At 64.4% G+C, this 20,733-nt stretch carries 22 protein-coding genes; 10 read left to right on the forward strand and 12 right to left on the reverse strand.

Features of this window, described 5'->3' with window-relative positions; all coding sequences use genetic code 11:
• Positions 1-75: 75 nt before the first annotated feature.
• From FIU86_RS02380 to rpsU, 4 genes are all read right to left on the reverse strand, one after another.
• On the reverse strand, positions 76-2,316 hold the full coding sequence (locus FIU86_RS02380; protein WP_152473616.1) for a mechanosensitive ion channel domain-containing protein: 2,241 nt from the start codon (positions 2,314-2,316) through the stop codon (positions 76-78).
• Positions 2,317-2,413: 97 nt separating this feature from the next.
• On the reverse strand, positions 2,414-2,827 hold the full coding sequence (locus FIU86_RS02385; RefSeq protein ID WP_152473617.1) for a universal stress protein: 414 nt from the start codon (positions 2,825-2,827) through the stop codon (positions 2,414-2,416).
• A 143-nt stretch (positions 2,828-2,970) separates the two neighbouring features.
• Complete coding sequence (rlmN, locus tag FIU86_RS02390) at positions 2,971-4,152, reverse strand: 23S rRNA (adenine(2503)-C(2))-methyltransferase RlmN (RefSeq protein WP_152473618.1); 1,182 nt, start codon at positions 4,150-4,152, stop codon at positions 2,971-2,973.
• Positions 4,153-4,305: 153 nt separating this feature from the next.
• Positions 4,306-4,512, reverse strand: a complete 207-nt coding sequence (rpsU, locus tag FIU86_RS02395; protein WP_007818122.1) for a 30S ribosomal protein S21 — start codon at positions 4,510-4,512, stop codon at positions 4,306-4,308.
• A 125-nt stretch (positions 4,513-4,637) separates the two neighbouring features.
• Here rpsU and FIU86_RS02400 point away from each other — a divergent pair, with 125 nt between their 5' ends.
• From FIU86_RS02400 to FIU86_RS02410, 3 genes are all read left to right on the forward strand, one after another.
• A complete protein-coding gene (locus tag FIU86_RS02400; RefSeq protein ID WP_152473619.1) occupies positions 4,638-5,321 on the forward strand; it encodes a COQ9 family protein in 684 nt (227 codons plus the stop codon).
• Positions 5,322-5,566: 245 nt separating this feature from the next.
• Entirely contained in the window at positions 5,567-6,679 is a 1,113-nt protein-coding gene (locus tag FIU86_RS02405; RefSeq protein ID WP_152473620.1) for an exo-alpha-sialidase, read from the forward strand.
• The gene (locus tag FIU86_RS02410; RefSeq protein WP_152473621.1) at positions 6,676-7,227 is read left to right on the forward strand and encodes a hypothetical protein; all 552 of its coding nucleotides are present in this window, start codon (positions 6,676-6,678) and stop codon (positions 7,225-7,227) included. Before FIU86_RS02405 ends, FIU86_RS02410 begins: the two co-directional genes overlap by 4 nt.
• 305 nt (positions 7,228-7,532) lie before the next feature.
• Here FIU86_RS02410 and FIU86_RS02415 read toward each other — a convergent pair whose 3' ends face one another.
• Positions 7,533-8,162, reverse strand: a complete 630-nt coding sequence (locus FIU86_RS02415) for a ribonuclease T2 (RefSeq protein WP_152473622.1) — start codon at positions 8,160-8,162, stop codon at positions 7,533-7,535.
• Positions 8,163-8,293: 131 nt separating this feature from the next.
• Between FIU86_RS02415 and FIU86_RS02420 the strand changes: the two genes are divergently transcribed.
• On the forward strand, positions 8,294-9,055 hold the full coding sequence (locus tag FIU86_RS02420) for a DUF1013 domain-containing protein (protein ID WP_152473623.1): 762 nt from the start codon (positions 8,294-8,296) through the stop codon (positions 9,053-9,055).
• A gap of 156 nt (positions 9,056-9,211) precedes the next feature.
• Entirely contained in the window at positions 9,212-9,508 is a 297-nt protein-coding gene (locus tag FIU86_RS02425; RefSeq protein WP_152473624.1) for an antibiotic biosynthesis monooxygenase, read from the forward strand.
• On the opposite strand, the gene FIU86_RS02430 is transcribed toward FIU86_RS02425, so the two are convergent.
• The 5 genes from FIU86_RS02430 to FIU86_RS02450 form a co-directional block, all read right to left on the reverse strand.
• A complete protein-coding gene (locus FIU86_RS02430) occupies positions 9,487-10,122 on the reverse strand; it encodes an isochorismatase family protein (protein ID WP_152473625.1) in 636 nt (211 codons plus the stop codon). The two genes, FIU86_RS02425 and FIU86_RS02430, sit on opposite strands and share 22 nt — an antisense overlap.
• A 91-nt stretch (positions 10,123-10,213) precedes the next feature.
• A complete protein-coding gene (recR, locus tag FIU86_RS02435) occupies positions 10,214-10,807 on the reverse strand; it encodes a recombination mediator RecR (RefSeq protein ID WP_152473626.1) in 594 nt (197 codons plus the stop codon).
• The gene (locus FIU86_RS02440; protein WP_152473627.1) at positions 10,804-11,847 is read right to left on the reverse strand and encodes a TraB/GumN family protein; all 1,044 of its coding nucleotides are present in this window, start codon (positions 11,845-11,847) and stop codon (positions 10,804-10,806) included. Before FIU86_RS02440 ends, recR begins: the two co-directional genes overlap by 4 nt.
• 2 nt (positions 11,848-11,849) lie before the next feature.
• Entirely contained in the window at positions 11,850-12,194 is a 345-nt protein-coding gene (locus tag FIU86_RS02445) for a YbaB/EbfC family nucleoid-associated protein (protein WP_152473628.1), read from the reverse strand.
• A gap of 150 nt (positions 12,195-12,344) precedes the next feature.
• Positions 12,345-13,346, reverse strand: a complete 1,002-nt coding sequence (locus FIU86_RS02450; protein WP_152473629.1) for a GlxA family transcriptional regulator — start codon at positions 13,344-13,346, stop codon at positions 12,345-12,347.
• Between the two features lie 164 nt (positions 13,347-13,510).
• Here FIU86_RS02450 and FIU86_RS02455 point away from each other — a divergent pair, with 164 nt between their 5' ends.
• Positions 13,511-13,807, forward strand: coding sequence for a nickel-binding protein (locus FIU86_RS02455; RefSeq protein WP_152473630.1), 297 nt, complete (start codon positions 13,511-13,513; stop codon positions 13,805-13,807).
• Positions 13,808-13,919: 112 nt separating this feature from the next.
• Here the strand turns inward: FIU86_RS02455 and acnA are convergent, their stop codons facing one another.
• Positions 13,920-16,709 carry an aconitate hydratase AcnA gene (gene acnA, locus FIU86_RS02460; protein ID WP_152473631.1) on the reverse strand — a complete coding sequence of 930 codons (2,790 nt, stop codon included), beginning with the start codon at positions 16,707-16,709 and terminating at the stop codon, positions 13,920-13,922.
• A gap of 221 nt (positions 16,710-16,930) precedes the next feature.
• Here acnA and FIU86_RS02465 point away from each other — a divergent pair, with 221 nt between their 5' ends.
• Positions 16,931-17,644, forward strand: a complete 714-nt coding sequence (locus FIU86_RS02465; protein ID WP_152473632.1) for a thioredoxin family protein — start codon at positions 16,931-16,933, stop codon at positions 17,642-17,644.
• Positions 17,645-17,714: 70 nt separating this feature from the next.
• On the opposite strand, the gene FIU86_RS02470 is transcribed toward FIU86_RS02465, so the two are convergent.
• Positions 17,715-18,416, reverse strand: a complete 702-nt coding sequence (locus tag FIU86_RS02470) for an HAD family hydrolase (protein WP_152473633.1) — start codon at positions 18,414-18,416, stop codon at positions 17,715-17,717.
• Between the two features lie 93 nt (positions 18,417-18,509).
• Between FIU86_RS02470 and clpS the strand changes: the two genes are divergently transcribed.
• The 3 genes from clpS to FIU86_RS02485 are packed head-to-tail and all read left to right on the forward strand — an operon-like array spanning position 18,510 to position 20,697.
• Positions 18,510-18,848 (forward strand): ATP-dependent Clp protease adapter ClpS, encoded by a 339-nt coding sequence (gene clpS, locus FIU86_RS02475; protein ID WP_103763109.1) that lies wholly within the window; start codon positions 18,510-18,512, stop codon positions 18,846-18,848.
• Position 18,849: 1 nt separating this feature from the next.
• Complete coding sequence (locus FIU86_RS02480) at positions 18,850-19,851, forward strand: class I SAM-dependent methyltransferase (RefSeq protein WP_152473634.1); 1,002 nt, start codon at positions 18,850-18,852, stop codon at positions 19,849-19,851.
• 45 nt (positions 19,852-19,896) lie between these two features.
• On the forward strand, positions 19,897-20,697 hold the full coding sequence (locus FIU86_RS02485; RefSeq protein WP_152473635.1) for an SDR family NAD(P)-dependent oxidoreductase: 801 nt from the start codon (positions 19,897-19,899) through the stop codon (positions 20,695-20,697).
• Positions 20,698-20,733 lie beyond the last annotated feature (36 nt).

Below are 20,733 nucleotides of genomic sequence, written 5' to 3' on the forward strand. Positions count from 1 at the left end.
GGAACTATCGAAAATTCCGCGCCCGGAAAATGCGCATTTTCCGGGACATTTTCTGTGCAGAAAATGCCGCCCCCGTCAGGCGTCGGCGTCGTCTTCCATGTCGAGATGGGGGTCCTTGGTTTTCTTCGTGTCCTTCGCCGGAGGCTGGCTGGACCCCTCGATCGTTTTGGCGTCGTCCGCGTTGCGGTCAAGGCGCAGGTGGGTTGCGGTGCCGTCCTTGTCCTCGCCGAAATAGATGGTCTGGTGCGGGAAGGGAATTTCGATGCCGCGCTCGTCCATGATCCGTTTGCAGATCTCGTTATAGGCGCGACCGGTGGCCCATTGCGTGCCCGGCACGGTCTTGATCCGGGCGCGCAGGACCACGGCGCTGTCGCCCAGCGACTGCACGCCGAACCATTCCAGATCGCCGGTGATGTTCTCGCCTTCCTCGCTGGCCCGCAACTCTTCGAAGGCGTCGACCATGGCATCCTTGCCGTCGTTGACGTTCTCGCGGTAGGCGATACCCACGTCGGCGACGAAGTAGGAATAGTCCCGCACGTAGTTCGACACCATATCCACGGACGAGAACGGTATGACATGGACCACCGCGTGCAGGTCGCGCAGGGTGACCGAGCGAATGGTCAGCTTCTCGACCGTGCCGGTGGTCCCGCCCAGCGTGACCACATCGCCCACGTTGATGGCGTTCTCGAACTGGATGAAGATGCCGGTGATGATGTCCTGCACCATCTTCTGTGCGCCGAAACCGATGGCCAGACCCAGCACACCGGCGGAGGCGATGAGCGGGGCGATGTCGACGCCAAGTTCGGCCAGCACGAACATCAGGATGATGACCATGAGCGCGATGGTCGCGGCGTTGCGCAAGAGCGTCAGCAGCGTGATCTCGCGCGAGGTGGGGGCGGAGCCGATTTCCGAGTTCAGGCGGTAGTCGACCCAGGACACCAGCGCCAGCCATAGGATCGCGCCGGCGAGCAGGATGAACGCGATGCTGACGATGGCGCCGGCGGCCCAGGTGCCGAACTCACTGCGCATGAAGCCGGAAATGTCCCACAGGCCGATGGCGTCGAGCGCGAAGGCCAGCACGCCGATCACGATGAAGACGCGCACGACCTGGATCACGCGGCCAAGCAGCGAGTTGATCCGCGGTTCGAGCGTGGGCATCCGGCTGCTGACATTCATCGGCATGTGCATCCCGCGCACCGCAAAGCGTGACAGCCCGCCCGAGATCAACACCCCGAGGATGATGATGCCGATCACTTCGGCGGAGTTCAGCAGCAAGGGCAGGATGAGGCCATCGGGGCGCGCGGCCACTATGACGGCGAGGCCGGCGAGATACAGCAGCACGGGAATGTACCAGTTGCGCCCGATAAAGCGCAGCGCGCTGGGCCGCTCTTCGGGGGTGGGGCCGAGGATCCAGCCGGCGACGTCCTTGCGCGAGCGCACCACCAGGATGGCGGCCATGCCGATGGCGATGAAGGCCAGAAGGGTCGAGATGCCCCGCCCGGCGGCATAGGAGGCCTGCCGGTTCACGATGGGGACGATCAGGAGCTGGCCATAGCCGATCACCGAGGCGATGCCGCCGAACCACGACGACATGCGGCGGGCGGCGACGTCGGAGATGGCGATGAAACGCAGTTCGTGGGTTGTTGGCGCGAGGACCGCGCGGAGCGCCACCTTGGCCAGCCCGACAAGCAGGAAGGCGTTGAGATAGAGCGTCTGGCGCACGCCGATGACACCGGTTTCGCCGTAGAGATAGAGCGCGACGAGATAGCCGAGGCCCCAGGCTGCGAGGACCACGAGGATGTCGATGAGCGTGGTGGCCGCGACGACCGCAAGAGTGCGCACGAAGCCCCAGTCATGGGCCTTGTCGCCCATGCGGCGATAGATCAGTTTCGCGCCGGCGCGCAGCAGGAGATAGGCGCCGACGGTGACGACGATGACCACGGCGAGCGCCTGAAGCGCCTCCCACAGCACGTCGAGTTGCCCGCCTTCCAGCGCCATGAGCGTGGTCGGCAGGGCGATGACCGCGCTGAGGGCGGAGCCGATGGAGGTGGCGGCGGTCTCGAAGAAGGACTTGGTGAAATCCGCCAGCTGGCGACCGATGGAGGTGTCTTCCTCGGGTTCGACGATTTCGTTTCCCGTGGTTTCGGCAGCACCGCGCAACGACTGGATCAAAGCGTCGCGGGCCTCGGGGTTTTCGAGCAGATCAATGAGCTGCTGCGCCTCGGCGGAGGGTACGTTGGCCTCTTGCGCGCTGGCCGGCGTGAGGAAAAACAGGCCGAGCGCGGCCACGAACAGGATACGGGTCAAAAGAAACATCGGTCGTCCAGTGCTGGTCTTCGGTTTGCGAGACACCTAGCACTGTCACCCCTGACAGCAACCTTCGCCTTGGTTCGGCGTCAGGCTGTGAGTGCGATCAGCCGCGCACGACGTAGACCGAGCAGTTGGCGTGGGTGACCACGTGGCTGGCCGTGGTGCCGAGAAGGTAGTCCTGCACTTTGGGGTTGGCCGAGTCCATGACGATCACATCGACCTTGCGCTCGTCCGCCAGCTTGACGATCTGACGGTGGACCGCGCCCTTTCGCACGACGGTTTCGACCTCGACCCCGTCGGCGGGGTTGTCCTTGATGAATTTCGCCAGTTGCTGCGACCAGTAGACCTCGGAGTCGTAGATGTTGAGGTTGCGTTCGATCTCGGGCGCGACGGTGGCGACGATCAGCTTGGCACCGCGGCGCTTGGCCATTGCGACAGCCTCTTCATAGGCGCGGGTGTGGGTTTCGAGGTGGCGCAGGTTGACGGGGCAGAGAAGCAGTTCGGTGTCGGAAGCCATCGGGTATTCCAGTTGATGCGGTGTGGATGAAAAAGGGCGGGATGGCGGGCGGCGGGGGGAAATGAATCAAAGGGTCCCCCGGCTTGGTCCGGGGGTTTAAGAGGTGCCGCGATCCCGGGTCAAGCCCGGGATTACGTGAATTTTCACAGTCCCGCCTCGGCTTCGATTTCGCGGCGCGATTTGCGTTGACGCTCGGTGGCGGATTTGAGCTGGCCGCAGGCGGCCATGATGTCCTCGCCCCGCGGGGTGCGGATGGGCGAGGCGTAGCCGGCCTTGTAGATGATATCGGCGAATTTCTCGATCCGGTCCCAGTCGGAGCGCTGGTGCGGGGCGCCGGGCCATTCGTTGAACGGGATGAGGTTGATCTTGGCCGGGATGCCCTTGATCAGGTTGATCAGGCGGCGGGCGTCCGCATCACTGTCATTGACGTCCTTGAGCATGACGTACTCGAAGGTGATCCGCTCGGAATTGCTGGCCTTGGGATAGGCGCGGAGGGCCTCGAGTAGCGCGGCGATGTTCCACTTGCGGTTGATCGGCACCAGCTTGTCGCGCACCTCGTCGGTGGTGGCGTGGAAGCTGACGGCGAGCATGCAGCCAATCTCCTCGGCCGTTTTGTGAATCTCTGGCACGATGCCGGAGGTGGACAGCGTGATGCGGCGGCGCGAGAGCGCGATGCCTTCGCCGTCCATGGCAATTTTCATCGCGTCGCGGACGTTTTCGAAATTGTAGAGCGGCTCGCCCATGCCCATCAGCACGATGTTCGACAGCAGGCGCGGGCCGTCGGTGCCCATGCCGACGCCGGGCTTGGGCCATTCATCCAGATCGTCGCGGGCCAGCATGACCTGGCCGATGATCTCACCGGCGGTCAGGTTGCGCACCAGTTTTTGCGTGCCGGTGTGGCAGAAGGAGCAGGTGAGGGTGCAGCCGACCTGGCTGGAGATGCAGAGCGTGCCGCGGTCTTCCTCGGGGATATAGACGGTTTCCACCTCGTGCCCGCCGGCGATTCGGACAAGGTACTTGCGGGTGCCATCGGCGCTGATCTGGCGGTCGACGATCTCGGGCAGTTGGATGACGAACTTCTCGGCCAGTTCGGCGCGGTAGGCCTTGGAGAGGTTGGTCATGGCGGCGAAATCGCGCACGCCCCACTGGTAGATCCATTGCCAGATCTGATTGACGCGCATCTTGGCCTGCTTTTGAGGGGTGCCGTGGGCGATCAGGGTGTCGCGCAGGGCGTCGCGGGTGAGGCCGACAAGGTTGATCGGCCCCTCGGGCAGCTTGCGGGGGATGGTCAGGACATCCTGGGTGATGGGCGCAGAATCGGTCATCGGCTAGATCTCAACGGGTTCGTGTTGCGCCATCATATAGGCGCGGGCGGCTGATTCCAAAACGGGGGAGTGCCCCCCCCCGAAATAAAGACAAACCCCCGAAGCGGGTGCCCGGGGGTCGTCTTGACAATGCGTGTGGCCATTGCGGCGGTCTTACAGGAGACCTTCGCGCTGGGCCTTCTTGCGTGCGAGCTTGCGGGCGCGGCGGATAGCCTCGGCCTTTTCGCGCGCTTTTTTCTCGGACGGTTTCTCGAAATGTTGCCGAAGCTTCATTTCACGAAAAACGCCCTCACGCTGCAGTTTCTTTTTCAGGGCACGAAGCGCCTGATCGACATTGTTGTCGCGAACACTGACCTGCATGTGGTTGTCACCACCTTTCTAGGTTAAAGTTGCATAAGTTGCAGGAAGTGGCCGTATAGCAAAGCCGTTCTAGTTTGTCTAGCGACAGGATGGCGACACAGACCAGCACGAAAAGGAGCCCCGGAATGAGTGATCCCGACGTGAAAACGCAGCTTTTGGAAGCGGCGAAACCGCATGTGGCCTTTGACGGATGGACCGAGGCCACGTTCCGCGCCGCGGTGGAGGATGCCGGTGTTTCGATGGGCGTGGCGCGGGCCGCGTGCCCGCGGGGCGCGGTGGATCTGGCGCTGGCCTTTCACGCCGAAGGCGACGCGGCCATGCTGGAGCGGATGGAACAGGAGGACCTGAGCCAGATGCGGTACAGCGCGCGGGTCGCGGCCGCCGTGCGCTATCGGCTGGAGGCAGTCGAGGACAAGGAACTGGTGCGCCGGGGCGTGACGCTGTTTGCGTTGCCGCATCACGCGGTGGACGGGGCAAAGGCCGTCTGGGGCACCTGTGACAAGATCTGGGAGGCGCTGGGCGATACTTCGGACGACGTGAACTGGTATACGAAGCGGGCGACCCTCTCGGGGGTCTATTCGTCGACGGTGCTGTATTGGCTGGGCGATGAGAGCGAGGGGCACGCGCGCACGTGGGAGTTCCTGGACCGGCGGATCGAGGACGTGATGCGGATCGAGAAGGTCAAGGCGAAGGCGCGGGAGAACCGCGTGGTGAGCGGGCTGATGGCGGGGCCGTTGTCGGTGTTCTCGAAGATCCGCAAGCCCGCGCCGGGGCGGACCGGCGGGTTGCCGGGGCGCTGGACACGGTAGAGGCGGCAGTGGGTTATTGCCCACCCAAGGTGGGTTATCACCCACCCTACGTGACATAGGCTATTGGTGCGCACGGTGGCATCTGTCGGAGCCTCCGGCGGGGATATTTTCAGCCAGAGGAAAAGAGTTGCTCCAAGGGGCTAGGTGGCGGTGCGATGGGGCGCCGTTTGTTGCTTTTTTCGGGTGGGCTGATACGACGGATCGGGTGACGGGGTTCCGGGACGAGGCAAGCTGAGGCGGTGGGCATGGCGCAGGTGATGATCCTTTGCCTGATGGTGGTGAGCGTGGGCGTGAGCGCCTGGGCCATTGCGCGGGACGTGCCGCCGGTGTGGCGTTTTGCCGTGCCGGGGGCGGTGCCGATCGACGGTGTTCCTGTTTTTGAGACTGTTTTTGAATACGATGTCGATGAGGGACAGGCGCATTCGGCGTCGGTGGTTGTGACCGAGGGCGGCTTTGACGTGCTGTGGTTCGAAGGCTCGCAGGAGGCGCAGGCGGATGTGGACATTCACGGTGCCGCGTTCCGGCACGGGCCGGAGGGCTGGCAGGCGGCGGGGCGGGATGTGCGGATCACCCGGCAGGCTTTGGGCGAAGCAATGGAGCCGCCGCAGTTGGTGGTGACGCTGGGCAATACGGTGCAGAACGAGGCGGCGCAGGGTCATGTGTTCGCGACGGTGGTGTCGGTGGGGGGCTGGGCTATGGCGTCTGTTGCCGATGTGAAGATGGGGGCGGGCGGGCCGGTGGCGGCGCGGAAGCTGAACCTGTCGCCGTTTCTGAACCGCTCGCACCTGGTGAAGTCGCCGATGGTGCAGTTTGCCGACGGGAGCACGGGCTTGCCCGCCTATTTCGAGATGGGAGCGGCGCATGGAGCCTTGGTGCGGTTCGGGCCGGGTGGACGGGTGCGGGATACGGCGCGGATGACCGGGGCGGGCCAGCCGATCCAGCCAATGATCGTGCCCTTGGGGGAGAACCGCGCGGTGGCGTGGCTGCGGGATTTCGCGCCGTCGGGGAAGCTGCTGGTGAGCCATACCGAGGACGGTGGTGAAACGTGGTCTGAAGTGGTGCGCTCGGACATGCCGAACCCGAGCGCGCCGGTGGCGGCGCTGCCGCTGGGCGGTGGACGCATCCTGATGGCGGCGAATGACGACCCAAGTGGGGGCGACCGGTTGCGGCTGCTGTTGTCAGAGGATGAAGGGGACAGTTGGCGGGTCTTGCAAGAGCTTGAACCGAACGGGGCGGGGGCAAGGTATCCGATGTTGCGGCTGTTGGAGGGGGGTGAGATCGCGCTGGCTTACTCGGTGGGCAACAAGACGGGGCTTCGGGCGCATGTGCTGAATGGTGCGTGGGTGGCGGCGCAATGAGTGGGCTGGGTGCGACGCTAGGCGTGGCGGTGGTGCTGGGCTGGGTGGTGTTTGCGCTGAGCGGACTGATGCTGTCGTCGTCGCTGGCTGCCGGGCTGGCGATGGTGGCCGCTGTTCTGATCGGCGTTTTGTGGCGTGACACGGTGGCGGTGAATGGCGCGGTGGCGGTGTTGGCGCCGTTCGGGATTATGTTGCCGGCGCTGGCGTTACGGCATGTCGCGGTGTCTTGGGGGATTGAGGTGCCGGGGTTTTCGGGCGTGGAGATCGCGGTGTTCCTGTGCGCCTACGTCGCGTTCCTGGCGTGCGCCTTCGGGGTGATCCCGGTGGATGTGTATCGGTATGGCTATGCGCCGGGGCCGGTGGCGGGGATGGTGCTGGCGGTGTGTGTATATGCGCTGGTGACGGGGAATTGGTATCTGGCGGCGGTGGTCGTTCTGGGGCAGGTGGCCTGGGTGATGGGCTGGGGCAGCAGCAACTGGTTCGACATGGTGCTGCACGTGCTGCTGGTGCCGGTGGCGGCGGTGGTGCTGGTGCTGCGGGTGTTTTGAGCTTGTGGGCGCGGGGTCTTTTTGCAGGTGGGATTTAAGTGCCAACGCCTCAGACGGTGTAGCCCTGTTCTGAAGTAGGAGCCTTGCGCGGAATCAAGGCGCGGCTTGCCGCGCCGCCGCGCATCGACGGGCCGCCCCAACGGCCCGGCGATTTGGTTGTCGTGAGCGCGTCGCGCGGATCTTTTTTTGGAATTTGCAGAGATAAAGTGCTTCAGAACGATTGTCGGATCGCCGCCCCGCGGCCCGTCGATGCGCGGCCACATGTTCGAACGGCAGGAAAGTTCGCCAAGGGCGTCCCGGCCAGCTTACCGAATCGGATCGAACAGCGCATCATCCAGCGTGCAGTCGCGGACGACGTCGCGGCCACAGGGGACTGGGGCGAGGTCGCGGTTGAGACAGATTCGGGCCTCCTGGATGCGGCCCGCGCGGCAGGTGATGGTGATGTCGTCGGGCTCGAGCGTGGGGTTGGCCTTGAGAAAGGCCTCTTCGACCACGGAGGCCGGGAGCTTGACCGGGTCTTTCAGTTTGCGGAAGACCTCGGGACGGGTGATGCGGCCGTAGGCCTCTCGTGACAGGGCGTAATAGGCGGGGGCGGAAAGGCCCGAGCAGGTGCCGTGTTTCTTCCATTGGTACCACGCAAGCCCGGACGTGCCCATGATATCGGCCATGTCACTTGTCATGGCTCGGGACGGCGGGCGTTCGGGGGACTGGCAGTGTTCGGGCCAGCCGCGGTGGTATTGCGGCCAGAGCCCGTGCAGCACCCAGCCGTGATCGCGCGACGCGTCGCATTGGGGAGAGGCGCGGTCGTCGCCTTCAAGTGCGCACCAGGTGGGCGACCAGCTGAGGCTGAGGACGTAATAGTCGAATTCGCCGGGGCGATCGGTGTCGGCCAATGCCGTGGTGGCGGAGAAAAGCAGGGCGAAAAGCGCGCGCATGTTCACTCTTTCTTTTTGTGTTCGGGGCTACTATATAGCCGCCAAGTTCCCCGACAACGAGAACCCGTCCCGGCCCCCGGGACCGCCGTTTCAGGCGAGGGGAAAGATATGCGTGAAGGAGCCTTTGAGAAATGTCGAAACCGTTGATGGCCAAGGCCACCGCCGTCTGGCTGGTGGACAATACCACGATCAGCTTCAAGCAGATTGCCGATTTCGTCGGGATGCACGAGTTGGAGATCCAGGGGATCGCCGATGGCGACGTGGCCGCCGGGGTGAAGGGGTTCGACCCCGTCGCCAACAACCAGCTGACGCAGGAGGATATCGACAAGGCCGAGAAGGACCCGCTGCACAAGCTGAAGCTGAAATACAATGCCGCTGCCGTGGGCGAGGAAAAGCGCCGCGGGCCGCGTTATACGCCCCTGTCGAAGCGGCAGGACCGGCCGAACGCGATCCTGTGGCTGGTGAAGTTCCATCCCGAGCTGGCCGATGCGCAGATTGCCAAGCTGGTGGGCACCACCAAGCCGACGATCCAGACGATTCGCGAGCGCACGCACTGGAACATCTCGAACATGCAGCCGATCGACCCCGTCGCACTGGGCCTGTGCAAGCAGACCGAGTTGGACGCCGCCGTACAGAAGGCCGCCGCGAAGAAGGCCAAGGAAGGCCAGCCGATGGACGATGATGAGCGCCGCAAGCTCTTGTCGACCGAACAGAGCCTCGATTCGGATGCCGAGCCGCGGATGCCTACGGCGATCGAGGGGCTGGAGACCTTCAGCCTGGGCGGGGAAGAGACCGCCGGCGAGGAGGAGAAGGAAAAGGAATACGACGCCGACAGCTTCTTCAATCTGCCCGATGACGATGGTGAGAATGACGAGGACGACGACAAGTCGTAACGTCTGCCGGACAGGCAGAGAGATTGAAACCGCGTCCGGGAACGGGCGCGGTTTTTTCGTGCGCCGGGGGGGCAGGGCGAGGGCGAGGCGGACGTGGTATACTAGATCATCTTCGCCCGTTGGAGGCGGGGTGCATGAAACGGGGAGGATGCTGGCATGATCATGCGAATATTCCAGGTGACGACGCGGCCGGGCAAGGAAGCGGAGTTCGCCACGTTCTTTCACGAAACGGCGATTCCGCTGATGAAGGGGACGAAGGGCATTGTGCAGGTTCTGCCCGGTGCGCCCCATGCGGGGACGCCGCGGGAGTTTGCCTTCGTGATGGTGTGGGACAGTCTAGAGTCGTTGAAGGCTTTTGTCGGCGAGGATTATCGGAGCGCGCATATCGATCCGGCGGAGGCCGAATTGGTGGAGTCCCGGCGGATCGTGCATTACCAGCTGGCCGACGCCTGAGGCGGGCGCAGCTGCGGCAGGTCGGCGGACGGGATCACGTTGGCGTATTTTTGGTGCATGTCGAAGAGGCTGGCCTCGTGCGGGCCATGCGCCCGGTCGCCCACGCAATCCGAAAGGACCGTGGGTCGGAAATTGGCGCTGATCGCGTCGACCACCGTGGCCCGGACGCAGCCGCTGGTGGTGGCGCCGACCACGACCAGGCTGTCCACGCCCCGGTGGCGCACGGCGGCGGCGAGGGGGGTGTCGAAGAAGGCCGAGGGCTGGGTCTTCGCGATCACAAGCTCGCCCGGGCGGGTTGCGAGGATGTCGGCGACATGGCTGGCCGGGTTGCTCTCCGTCAGTTCGGCCAGGCGCGGGGCCTTTTCGCACCAGACGCCGGTATCCGATCCGTCCTCGGCATAGACGATCCGGGTGAAAACGACGGGCAGATCGCGCTGGCGGAAGGCGGCGAGAACCCTGACGCTGGCCTGCGCCGCCTCGAGCGTGTTGCCGCCACCGAAGATGTCGGGATCTAGAAAGCCGTTCACGAAATCGACCAATAGGAGGGCCGGGCGGACGCCGTTGCGGATCGTCTTGCCAAGCTCCTGCTGTGCGAAAATGTCGGCGTCTTCCATTTGCCGTCCCCTTTTCCGCTGTCGCGGCGCAGCGCAGAATAGCAGCGAGCGCGCGCGATGTCTGCCCCGACGGGCTGGCGGAGTTCGGGCGCTACACGGCTTTGCGGGCGTTGAGGGCGGCGGTGATGGTGCCGTCGTCGAGATAGTCGAGTTCGCCGCCGACGGGGACGCCCTGCGCCAGCGAGGTGAGGGTGACGCGGTCCTCGAGTTGATCGGCGATGTAATGCGCGGTGGTCTGGCCGTCGACGGTGGCGCCGAGGGCGAGGATGACCTCGGTGATATTCTCCGTCTCGATGCGGTTCACCAGCTTGGGGATGCGAAGCTGCTCGGGGCCGACCTGGTCGAGCGCCGAGAGCGTGCCGCCAAGCACGTGGTAGCGGCCCTTGAAGACGCCCGCGCGCTCCATCGCCCAGAGGTCGGCCACGTCCTCGACCACGCAGAGCATGCCGTTGGCGCGTTTCTCCGACAGGCAGATGTCGCAGGTCTCGGTGGTGCCGACATTGCCGCAGATCACGCACTCGCGCGCCGTCAGGGCGACCTGGCCCATCAGGTCCGCAAGCGGCGACAGCAGCAGTTCGCGCTTGCGGATCATGTGCAGTACCGCGCGGCGGGCCGAGCGCGGGCCGAGGCCTGGCAGCTTGGCCATCATCTCGATCAGGGCGTCGATGTCGCGGGTGGAGTTCATGGCGTGGCCTCGTCCGGCAGGGCGACGCGGGTGACGGTGAAGCCGTCGCGGCGCAGCAATTCAATCAGGCCGGTGTCGCCCGGCAGGTGATAGGCGCCGACGGCGATGAACACACCGCCTTTGGCAAGCTCGGACCTGGCGGTGTCGAGAAAGCCGCGGTTGCGGTCGGACAGGATGTAGGCATCGGACGTGTCGAGCCAGCCCAGACCCAGCCCGTCGGGGTAGGTGTCGTCGAAATGGATTCGTTCCCACGCCATCATGTCGGCGATGCGGCCCTGAAGGTAAAGCGCGAGGGACGTGGAATACGCGTCGCGGGTGAAGTCGGGCGCAAGATAGACGGCGGAGACGGCGATGAGCGCGGTGGTCAGCGCGGCTTCATCCGACGAGTCCAATCTGTCGAAAAACGCGCCGGGGGCTTCCAGCCCGATCGTGGCGGCCCCGGCAAGCGCGCCGAGAAGGCTTATGCGGTGGTCCTGGATCGGGTAGATGCCGGCATTGAAATCGTTGCAGGGCGGGGACAGCAGAAGCTCGGCGATGGCGGCGGGTTTGAGCGTAAAGACCGCCTGCCCGCCCCAGCCGAGCGCGGACAGACGTTCGCCGACCGCGTTTATCATGGAGAGCGGGAGATCCCAGTCGGTCACCCTGGCCTCTTCGTGATAGTAGGTTTGATAATTGTAGCGGCTTTCGAGTTCCGCGCGGCTGAGCGCGTTAAAGTCGACTTCCGTGGCGATGACGCGCGCGGCGGCGATGTCCTGCTCGACCGCTTCGGGAAGGCGCAGGATGGCGGGGATGTTGAGGTGCATCGTGCCCCAGAGATGCGAGGCCGCGCCCGACGGCGACGTGATGCGCCAGTAGCGCCCAGTGCCGTTGGGTATGGTTTCGGCAATCGCGCGGATATCCTTCATCAGGTCGGGCGTCAGGACCTCTGCATGGATCCGGGGGGTGTCGATCAGACAGAGGTCGCGCGTAGCCCATGCCTGTGCCGTGGCGGGCAGGCCGAGGTAGCACAGCAGGAGGGTCGCGATGGCGCGGCGTCTCACCGTCAGAACGGCAGCTTCATACCTTCGGGCAGGCCCATGCCCTCGGTCAGCTTGCTCATCTCTTCCTGCGCCTTTTCGTTGGCCTTGGCCTGGGCGTCCTTGATGGCGGCGAGGATCAGGTCCTCGACCACTTCCTTGTCGTCGGAGTTGAAGATCGAGGGGTCGATGTCGAGGCTTTTGAGCTCGCCCTTGGCGGAGCAGACGGCCTTGACGAGACCGGCGCCGGATTCGCCGGTGACGGTGATGTTGTGCATCTCTTCCTGCAGGTCGGCCATCTTGGTCTGCATTTCCTGCGCGGCCTTCATCATTTTGCTCATGTCGCCAAGCTGGCCTAGTCCTTTGAACATCTGTCTCTCCCGGGGTTTGAGGGGTGCTGAGACATAGATACGGGCCGTGGGGGGTGTCGGCAAGGGGAGGGTGCGTGATCGCCCGCACCCGCAGACAGAATACGCTGTGTCAGGGATGCTTTTCGCCCCTACGGCGCAGTGACCCTGGTGTTATAAGACCCTGGTCCCAAAGCGATCGCGATAGGCGGCCGGTGTCATGCCGCAATGTCGCTTGAAGACGCGGCGGAAAAAGGCCGCGTCTTCATAGCCGACTGCTGTGCTGACCTGTTGAATCGAGGCGGCGCCTTCTTCGAGCATCCGGCGAGACGCTGCGATCCGCAGCATCTGATGGTACGTTCCGGGCCTAACATTCGTGGCCGCCTTGAAACGGCGCATCAGGGTGCGCCGGCTCATGCCCGCCCGTTCCGCGAGCTCTTCGACCGAGACGTCGCGTTGGAAGTTGGCGCTCAGGTGGTCCTCGATCATGCGGATCCGGTCGTCCCCGTGGGGGCGGGCAAGTGGCAGGATGGCATATCCCGTCTGGTCTTGGCGCGGCATGTCGAGCAGCAACGCGCGTGAACACTCGACCGCAACACGATGACCGCATAAGCGCTCGACCAGGTAGAGGCTGAGATCGGCGGCGGCGTTGACGCCGCCGCCACAGAAGATGCCGGCGTCCTCAGTGATCAGGAGGTCGGTGCGCCAGTCGACGGCAGGGTAGCGCGCCCGGAATGCATCGGCGACACCCCAGTATGTCGTCGCGCGCCGGCCATCGAGCAGACCGGCCTCGGCCAGGAACGCGACGCCGGAACAGACGCCCGCAACCAGGCAACCATCGTCGTAGCGCTCGATCAGCCATGGGACGAGCGCGGCGTGACGGGCCATCCATTCCGATGGCACGGGGCCCGAGGCGGACGCGATCACAAGGTCCGCGGGGCCGGTTTCGTCGATGGCGCAATCGGGTGTGATCCGCAGGCCGTGGGCGGTTTCGATCGAGCGCCCGTCGATCGAGGCGGTCGTGACACGGAATCTGGGATCGGGATCTTTGCCGCGCAGTTCTTCGAACATGGTGCCGGCCGACGAGAAGATTTCAATCGGACTGACGGCGGTGGACGCGTGCCCTTCGTTGACGAGCACGACGACAACATGCAGCTTGTCGCGGCTTCGAGCCATGTGACCTCCCGCTTGGAACCATGGTTTCGCGAATCCGGCGCGAAATCCACCCGGTATCAGGAAATTGGCACGATCGCCCTTGGTGTTTGGCGGGATCGCTTGGTGCGTCGGGCGGCCGTGAGATGCGACGCTTGGGGGAGCAGTTACAGCGAAGGAGGTACGACATGGAACTCTACATGATCCGCCGCCGCGGCATCTGGTCCAACGAAGAGGAGCTTGCGGCGACAAACGTGAAATCCGTTGAAGCCGGCGAGGCGATGGCCGGCCGGCTGCGCTGGATCCGCAGCTATGCCGTGACCGAAGCGGACGGGCGTATCGGCTCGGTCTGTTTCTACGAGGCCGAGAGCCCCGACGCGATCCGTGAACATGGCGAGCGTATCGGCGCGCCAAGTGAGGAGATCCAACCGGTTCGCGGCGCGGCAGTGAAACAGCCCGATCCTCAGCCGGTGGTGTATGGGTGATCGTGCGACTGACACTGTGCCTTGGTGGAGAACAGCCTTGGCGGGTTTCGACGTGAAACCAAAAAAGGGCGGGGAAAAAACCCCGCCCTTTGTTTGTGGTGACCGGTGTTCTTTACTCGGCTGCCATCGGTTCCTGCGCGAGGTTGCGCAGCACGTAGTGCAGCACGCCGCCGTGTTCGACATATTCGATCTCGATCGCCGTATCGATCCGGCACTTGAGGGTGATCTCTTTCGTAGTGCCGTCCTTATAGGTGATCGTGCAGGGCACCTCGGCCTGCGGCTTGATGTCGTCGAGCCCGTGGATCGAGACCTCTTCCTCGCCGGTCAGCTCCAGCGTCTTGCGGGTGTCGCCGCCGGTGAATTCGAACGGGATCACGCCCATGCCGACGAGGTTCGAGCGGTGGATGCGCTCGAAATTCTCGGCGATGACGGCCTTCACGCCCAGAAGCGCGGTGCCCTTGGCGGCCCAGTCGCGGCTGGAGCCTGCGCCGTATTGCTCGCCGCCGAAGATCACCAGCGGCGTGCCCTGATCCTGGTAGGCCATTGCGGCGTCATAGATCGAGGTCTGTTCGCCGTCGGGGCCCTTGGTGTAGCCGCCTTCGACGCCGTCCAGCATCTCGTTCTTGATGCGGATGTTGGCGAAGGTGCCGCGCATCATCACCTCGTGGTTGCCGCGCCGTGAGCCGTAGGAGTTGAACTCGCGCACAGGAACCTGGCGTTCGCGCAGGTACTGCCCGGCGGGCGTGGTTTCCTTGAAGGACCCCGCCGGCGAGATGTGGTCGGTCGTGACCATGTCGCCCAGAAGCGCCAGAACGCGGGCCCCCTCGATATTCGAGATCGTGCCGGGGTTCTTGCTCATGCCCTGGAAGTAGGGCGGGTTCTGGACGTAGGTCGATTGCGGCGGCCAGTCGTAGGTTTCGGCGTCGGAGGTCTCGACCTGCTGCCATTTCTCGTCGCCCTTGAAGACGTCGGCGTACTTGGACTGGAACGCCTCGCGCGTGACGGTTTTCTCGACCAGCTCGGCGATTTCGCTTTGCGACGGCCAGATGTCCTTGAGGTAGACGTCGTTGCCGTTCTTGTCCTGGCCCAGCGGGTCGTTGGCGATGTCGACGTTCATGTCGCCCACCAGCGCGTAGGCCACCACCAGCGGTGGCGAGGCGAGGTAGTTGGCGCGCACGTCCGGCGAAATGCGGCCCTCGAAGTTGCGGTTGCCCGAGAGCACCGAGACGCCGATCAGGTCGCTGTCGTTGATGCATTTCGAGATCGGTTCGTCCAGCGGGCCGGAGTTGCCGATGCAGGTGGTGCAGCCATAGCCCACGAGGTTGAAGCCGATAGCGTCGAGATCGTCCTGAAGCTCGGCCGCCTCCAGATAGTGCGACACCACCTGCGAGCCGGGCGCGAGCGAGGTTTTGACCCACGGCTTGCGCGTCAGGCCAAGCTCGTGCGCCTTGCGGGCCACGAGACCGGCGCCGATCATCACGTAGGGGTTGGAGGTGTTGGTGCAGGACGTGATCGAGGCGATCACCACCGAGCCGTCATGCAGCTGGTGCTTGTGGCCCGCCTCGTCGGTGTACCAGCCCTTCTTGTGGTGGCCTTCGTTGCCGGGGATGTCGCGCGGTTCGGGGGCGCCGCCCTCGGCCTCCCAGCGGGCCTCGGTGTCGGGGCCGGCATCCTTGCCTTCGCGGATGCCGCGCACATAGTCGTGGAACGCCTTTGCGGCCTTGTCGAGCGCGATGTAGTCCTGCGGACGTTTGGGGCCCGAGATGGCGGGCACGATAGTGCCCATGTCGAGATGCAGCGTGTCGGTGTAGACCGGGTTGTAATCCGATCCGCGCCAGAAGCCGTTTTCCTTGGCGTAGGTTTCGACCAGCGCGATGCGATCCTCGTCGCGGCCCGTCTGGCGCAGGTAGCGCAGGGTTTCGTCGTCGATCGGGAAGAAGCCGCAGGTGGCGCCGTATTCGGGGGCCATGTTGGCGATGGTGGCGCGGTCGGCCAGCGGCAGGGTGTCGAGGCCGTCGCCGTAGAATTCGACGAATTTGCCGACGACGCCTTTCTCGCGCAGCATTTCCACGACCTTCAGCACGAGGTCGGTGCCGGTGGTGCCTTCGACCATTTTGCCGGAAAGCTCGAAGCCGACGACCTCGGGGATGAGCATCGAGATGGGCTGGCCCAGCATGGCGGCCTCTGCCTCGATCCCGCCGACGCCCCAGCCGAGGACGGCTGCCCCGTTGACCATGGTGGTGTGGCTGTCGGTGCCCACCAGCGTGTCGGGATAGGCGACGGTTTCGCCGTTCTGGTCCTCGTCGGTCCAGACGGTCTGCGCGAGGTATTCCAGGTTCACCTGGTGGCAGATGCCGGTGCCCGGCGGCACAACGCGGAAGTTGTTGAAGGCGCCCTGACCCCACTTGAGGAACTGGTAGCGTTCCATGTTCCGCTCGTATTCACGGTCGACGTTCATTTGGAAGGCGCGGGGGTTGCCGAATTCGTCGATCATGACCGAGTGGTCGATCACCAGGTCGACGGGGTTCAGCGGGTTGATCTTCTGCGCGTCGCCGCCCAGTTCCTTGATCCCGTCGCGCATCGCGGCGAGGTCCACCACGGCGGGCACGCCGGTGAAGTCCTGCATCAGCACGCGGGCGGGGCGATAGGCCAGTTCCTTGGTGCCCTTGCCACCATCCTTGGCCCAGTCCGAGAAGGCCTTGATGTCATCGGTGGTGACGGTCTTGCCGTCCTCGAAGCGCAGCATGTTTTCCAGCACCACCTTGAGCGCGGCGGGCAGCTTGGAGAAATCGCCAAGGCCCGCCTCTTCGGCGGCGGCGATGGAATAGTAGGCGACGGAGGTGTCGCCGACTTTGAGCGTCTTGCGGGTCTTGGAGGAGTCGTGGCCGACTGTAATGGGCATTGTTGGATATCCTTTCACGTATGAAGGCAGGATTGTCTGGCTTGCTTCTGACCCAATCCGGAGAGTCGTTCAAGAGGGCGATGGCAATAATTGTATACTATTGCACACAATTGATGAATGTTACAGTTTTCACGCGACTCTCTCGAAACCTTGATTGGCAGTTTCATGCCGTGGTGAATAATCAGAAGCGACGTCACGAACAAACAGGTAGAGCGCCAGGCATGAAATTCAGCGGACTGATCACGGGGCTTGCGGCTGTTGTGCTGTTTTTCTCGGCGCCAGCGATGGCGCAGGAGGCGGACCGCCCCGTGGTGGTGGAGTTGTTCACCAGCCAGGGCTGTTCGTCCTGCCCGGCGGCGGACAAGTTCCTGCACAAGCTGGCGGGGCATGAGGGCGTGATCGCGCTGTCGCTGCACGTGGATTACTGGGACTACATCGGCTGGAAGGACAGTTTCGCCAGCCCTGCGCATACCAAGCGCCAGCGGGCCTATGCCAAGGCGGCGGACCGGCGGGTGGTCTATACCCCGCAGATGGTGGTCAACGGGGCCGATGACGTTGTGGGCAACCGGGCGATGGACGTGGTGGACGTGATCGACCGGCATCGGCGGCTGCCGCGCACGGTGCACCTGGACCTGACGCGGCAGGGCGAGACGGTCGTGGTGGAGGCGGAAAGCCTGAAAGAGTTGGACGGACCTCTTACGGTGCAACTGGTGCGCTACAGGCCCGAAAGCACCGTGCATATCAAGCGCGGCGAGAACGCGGGCCGGACGATCAGCTATGCTAACGTGGTGACCGAGATGCTAAGCTTGGGCGAATGGGACGGGACCGTGCCCTTGCGCGTCGAAGCCGAGGCCGGGGGCGATGCACTGGTGGCGGTGCTGTTGCAGAACAAGGGCGGTGCGGGGCTGATCGAGGCGGCGGCCGTTCTGGAGTAGCTTTGGGGCGTGGTGGGTTTGAAACCCACCCTACATATGCGGTTTATCAGGAACTAATGTCCCGCGGTTGTCAGCCGATCTCTTCTACCAGCGCAGGCAACTCTCCCAAATCCTTCACTTTTCGGAACCGCGTGGCGTCTTCGGGCGCGTCGTCCACCTCGTATCCCCAAGTGAGATCGTGGGGGACGTGCACGCCCCAGCCGCCGGCGGTGATGACCGGGTTCACGTCCGAGCGCAGGGAATTGCCGGCCATCAGCGCGTGAGACGCGCCGTCGCCGTGGCGGTCGAAGATGCGGGTGTAGACCTCGGGCGTCTTGTCCGAGACGATCTCGACCGCGTCGAATAGATCGCCCAGACCGGACTGGGCCAGCTTGCGCTCCTGGTCCAGAAGGTCGCCTTTGGTGACGAGCAGCACGCGGTGGGTGCCCGCCACCGCCTCGACCGCATCGCGGGCGTGGGGCAGAAGCTCGATGGGGTGTTCCAGCATCTCGCGCCCCGCCGCGATCAGTTCGGAGATCACGGAGGCGGGAACTCGACCGTCGGTGACGTCTATGGCGGTTTCGATCATCGACAGGGTGAAGCCCTTGATGCCGAATCCGTAATGCCCGAGGTTGCGCTTTTCGGCGGCCAGAAGATGCTCGGCCAGGTGGTGCCCGTCGACGTAATCGCGCAGGAGATCGGCGAATCTGTCCTGGGTCAGCTTGAAGAACCGTTCGTTGTGCCAGAGCGTGTCATCGGCATCGAATGCGATTGTCGTGAGATTTTGCGACATTGCGACCCTTGTCCCGGATGCGCCCCCTTTTCAGACGCAACCGGGAAGTTATATAAAACGCTCACGAAACGCCACACGCGCAACCGAGGATCGATGCAGCATCAGGTGATCATGTCGGGCAAGGACGATGACGGCGACGGCGATGCCGCCGTGGTCGTCGATACCAAGCCCAAGACCAAGCGGCCGCCGCTTTACAAGGTGTTGCTGCTGAACGACGATTACACCCCGATGGAATTCGTCGTGGCGGTGCTGGAGCGGTTTTTCGGCATGAACCACGCGCAGGCGTTCGAGATCATGCTGACCGTGCACAAGAAGGGTGTCGCGGTGGTCGGCGTGTTCAGCCACGAGATCGCGGAAACCAAGGTGGGGCAGGTGATGGATTTCGCCCGGCGCCACCAGCATCCGCTGCAATGCACCATGGAAAAAGAATAGGGTGAGCACGGCATCGCGCCTGTCGCTGGCCGTGGAAGATGGCACTGTCGCGTGGCCCGAGGGCGCGCGGGTGGCCGTGTTCGCGCCGCGCACCGGGGCGGACCTGTCGGCGCTGCCCAAGGACCGCACGCAGATCATCACCCGGTTCCGGCCCGACTGGGAGGCGTTTCAGGCGGCCGGCTGGGACTGTGTGCTGGCGCCCGAGGGCCGGTACGGCGCGGCGCTGGTTTTTGCCACGCGGGCCAAGGCGCTGTGCCAGGGGCTGATTGCAGAGGCCGCAAGTGTCAGCGACGGGATCGTGGTGGTCGACGGGGCCAAGACGGACGGGGTCGAATCGATCCTGAAAGCCTGCCGGGGTCGGGCGAAGGTGTCGGCGCCGCTGTCGAAGGCGCATGGCAAGCTGTTCACCATCGAGGCGGGGGCGGATTTTTCCGACTGGGCGCTGGCGGAGCACATGACGGTGGAGGATACCGGCAAAACCTTCGTCACCGCGCCGGGCGTTTTCTCGGCGGACGGGGTGGATCCGGCCTCGCGCCTTTTGGCCGAGGCCCTGCCCGAGAAATTGGGCGCGCAGGTGGTCGATCTGGGCGCGGGCTGGGGGTACCTGGCGCATCACGTGCTGCGCCGCGAAAGCGTGCAGGCGCTGCACCTTGTCGAGGCGGATCATGTCGCGCTGGACTGTGCGCGCCAGAACGTGAGCGACGCACGCGCCGCGTTTCACTGGGCCGACGCGCTGAACTGGGCTGCGCCGGGGCCGGTGGATGCGGTGGTGATGAACCCGCCGTTTCATATCGGACGGTCGAGCGACCCGGGTCTTGGACGCGCCTTCATCCGGGCTGCGGCGCGGATGCTGAGCCCGCGTGGGCAGCTGTTCATGGTCGCAAACCGGCACCTGCCCTATGAGGGCGATCTTTCGGCGACGTTTGCCGATGTGCGCGAGATCGGCGGCGACAACCGGTTCAAGATCGTGCAGGCGGCAAGACCGGCTCGCACCCGCGGCTGAGTTGCGCTAGACAGGGCCGACGGGCCATCAGGGAGAGATCGAGCCATGTCCTTTTCGATACAGGGAAAGACGGTCATCGTAACCGGCGCGGCGAGCGGCGTAGGCCTCGCCATCGGGCGGCATTTCGTCGACAAGGGGGCGAACGTGATGTTCGCCGACATGAACGAAAAGCAGCTGAAGCACGAGCTTGGCGAGAACGAGGATGGCGCGAGCAAGCGCTGGTTCGCGGGGGATCTGCGGGAAAAGCTGACGCTGGCGAACCTGTTGTCGGCGACGATCGACGCATATGATGATGTGGATGTTCTGGTGAACGCGTGGCGGCAATTGCTACCGTCGGACCCGCTGAACCCCGACGACGACGCGGTGGAGCAATTGCTGAACCAGAATCTGATGACGGCGCTGCGGCTGAGCCAGCTGGTGGCGAAACGGATGATCAAGCAGGCGGAAGGACAGGAGGAAGGCCCGGTAGGCTCGATCGTGAACCTGTCGTCCATTGCCGGGCGGCGGACTCATCCCGACCTGCTGGGCTATTCCATCGCGTCGGCGGCGATGGATCAGATGACCCGCAGCCTGGCGGTGGCGCTGGCGCCGCACCGCATCCGGGTGAACGCGATTGCGTTCGGATCGGTCATGAGCGCGTCGTTGAAGGACACGCTGCGCGACAACAAGGACTTTCGCGAAGATATCGAGGCCCATACGCCATTGGGGCGGATCGCGGCGCCGAACGAGATGGCGGAAGCGGTGCAGTACCTATCATGCGACGGGTCGAGCTTCATGACCGGGCAGATCATGACGGTGGATGGCGGCCGGTCGCTGCTTGACCCGGTGTCGGCGCCCGCGCACTAATAAACTCCGCTCGTCCGCCCGCAAGGGCGGCCTCGC

The organism is Roseovarius sp. THAF9 (assembly GCF_009363715.1).
In the GTDB taxonomy this organism is placed as follows: domain Bacteria; phylum Pseudomonadota; class Alphaproteobacteria; order Rhodobacterales; family Rhodobacteraceae; genus Roseovarius.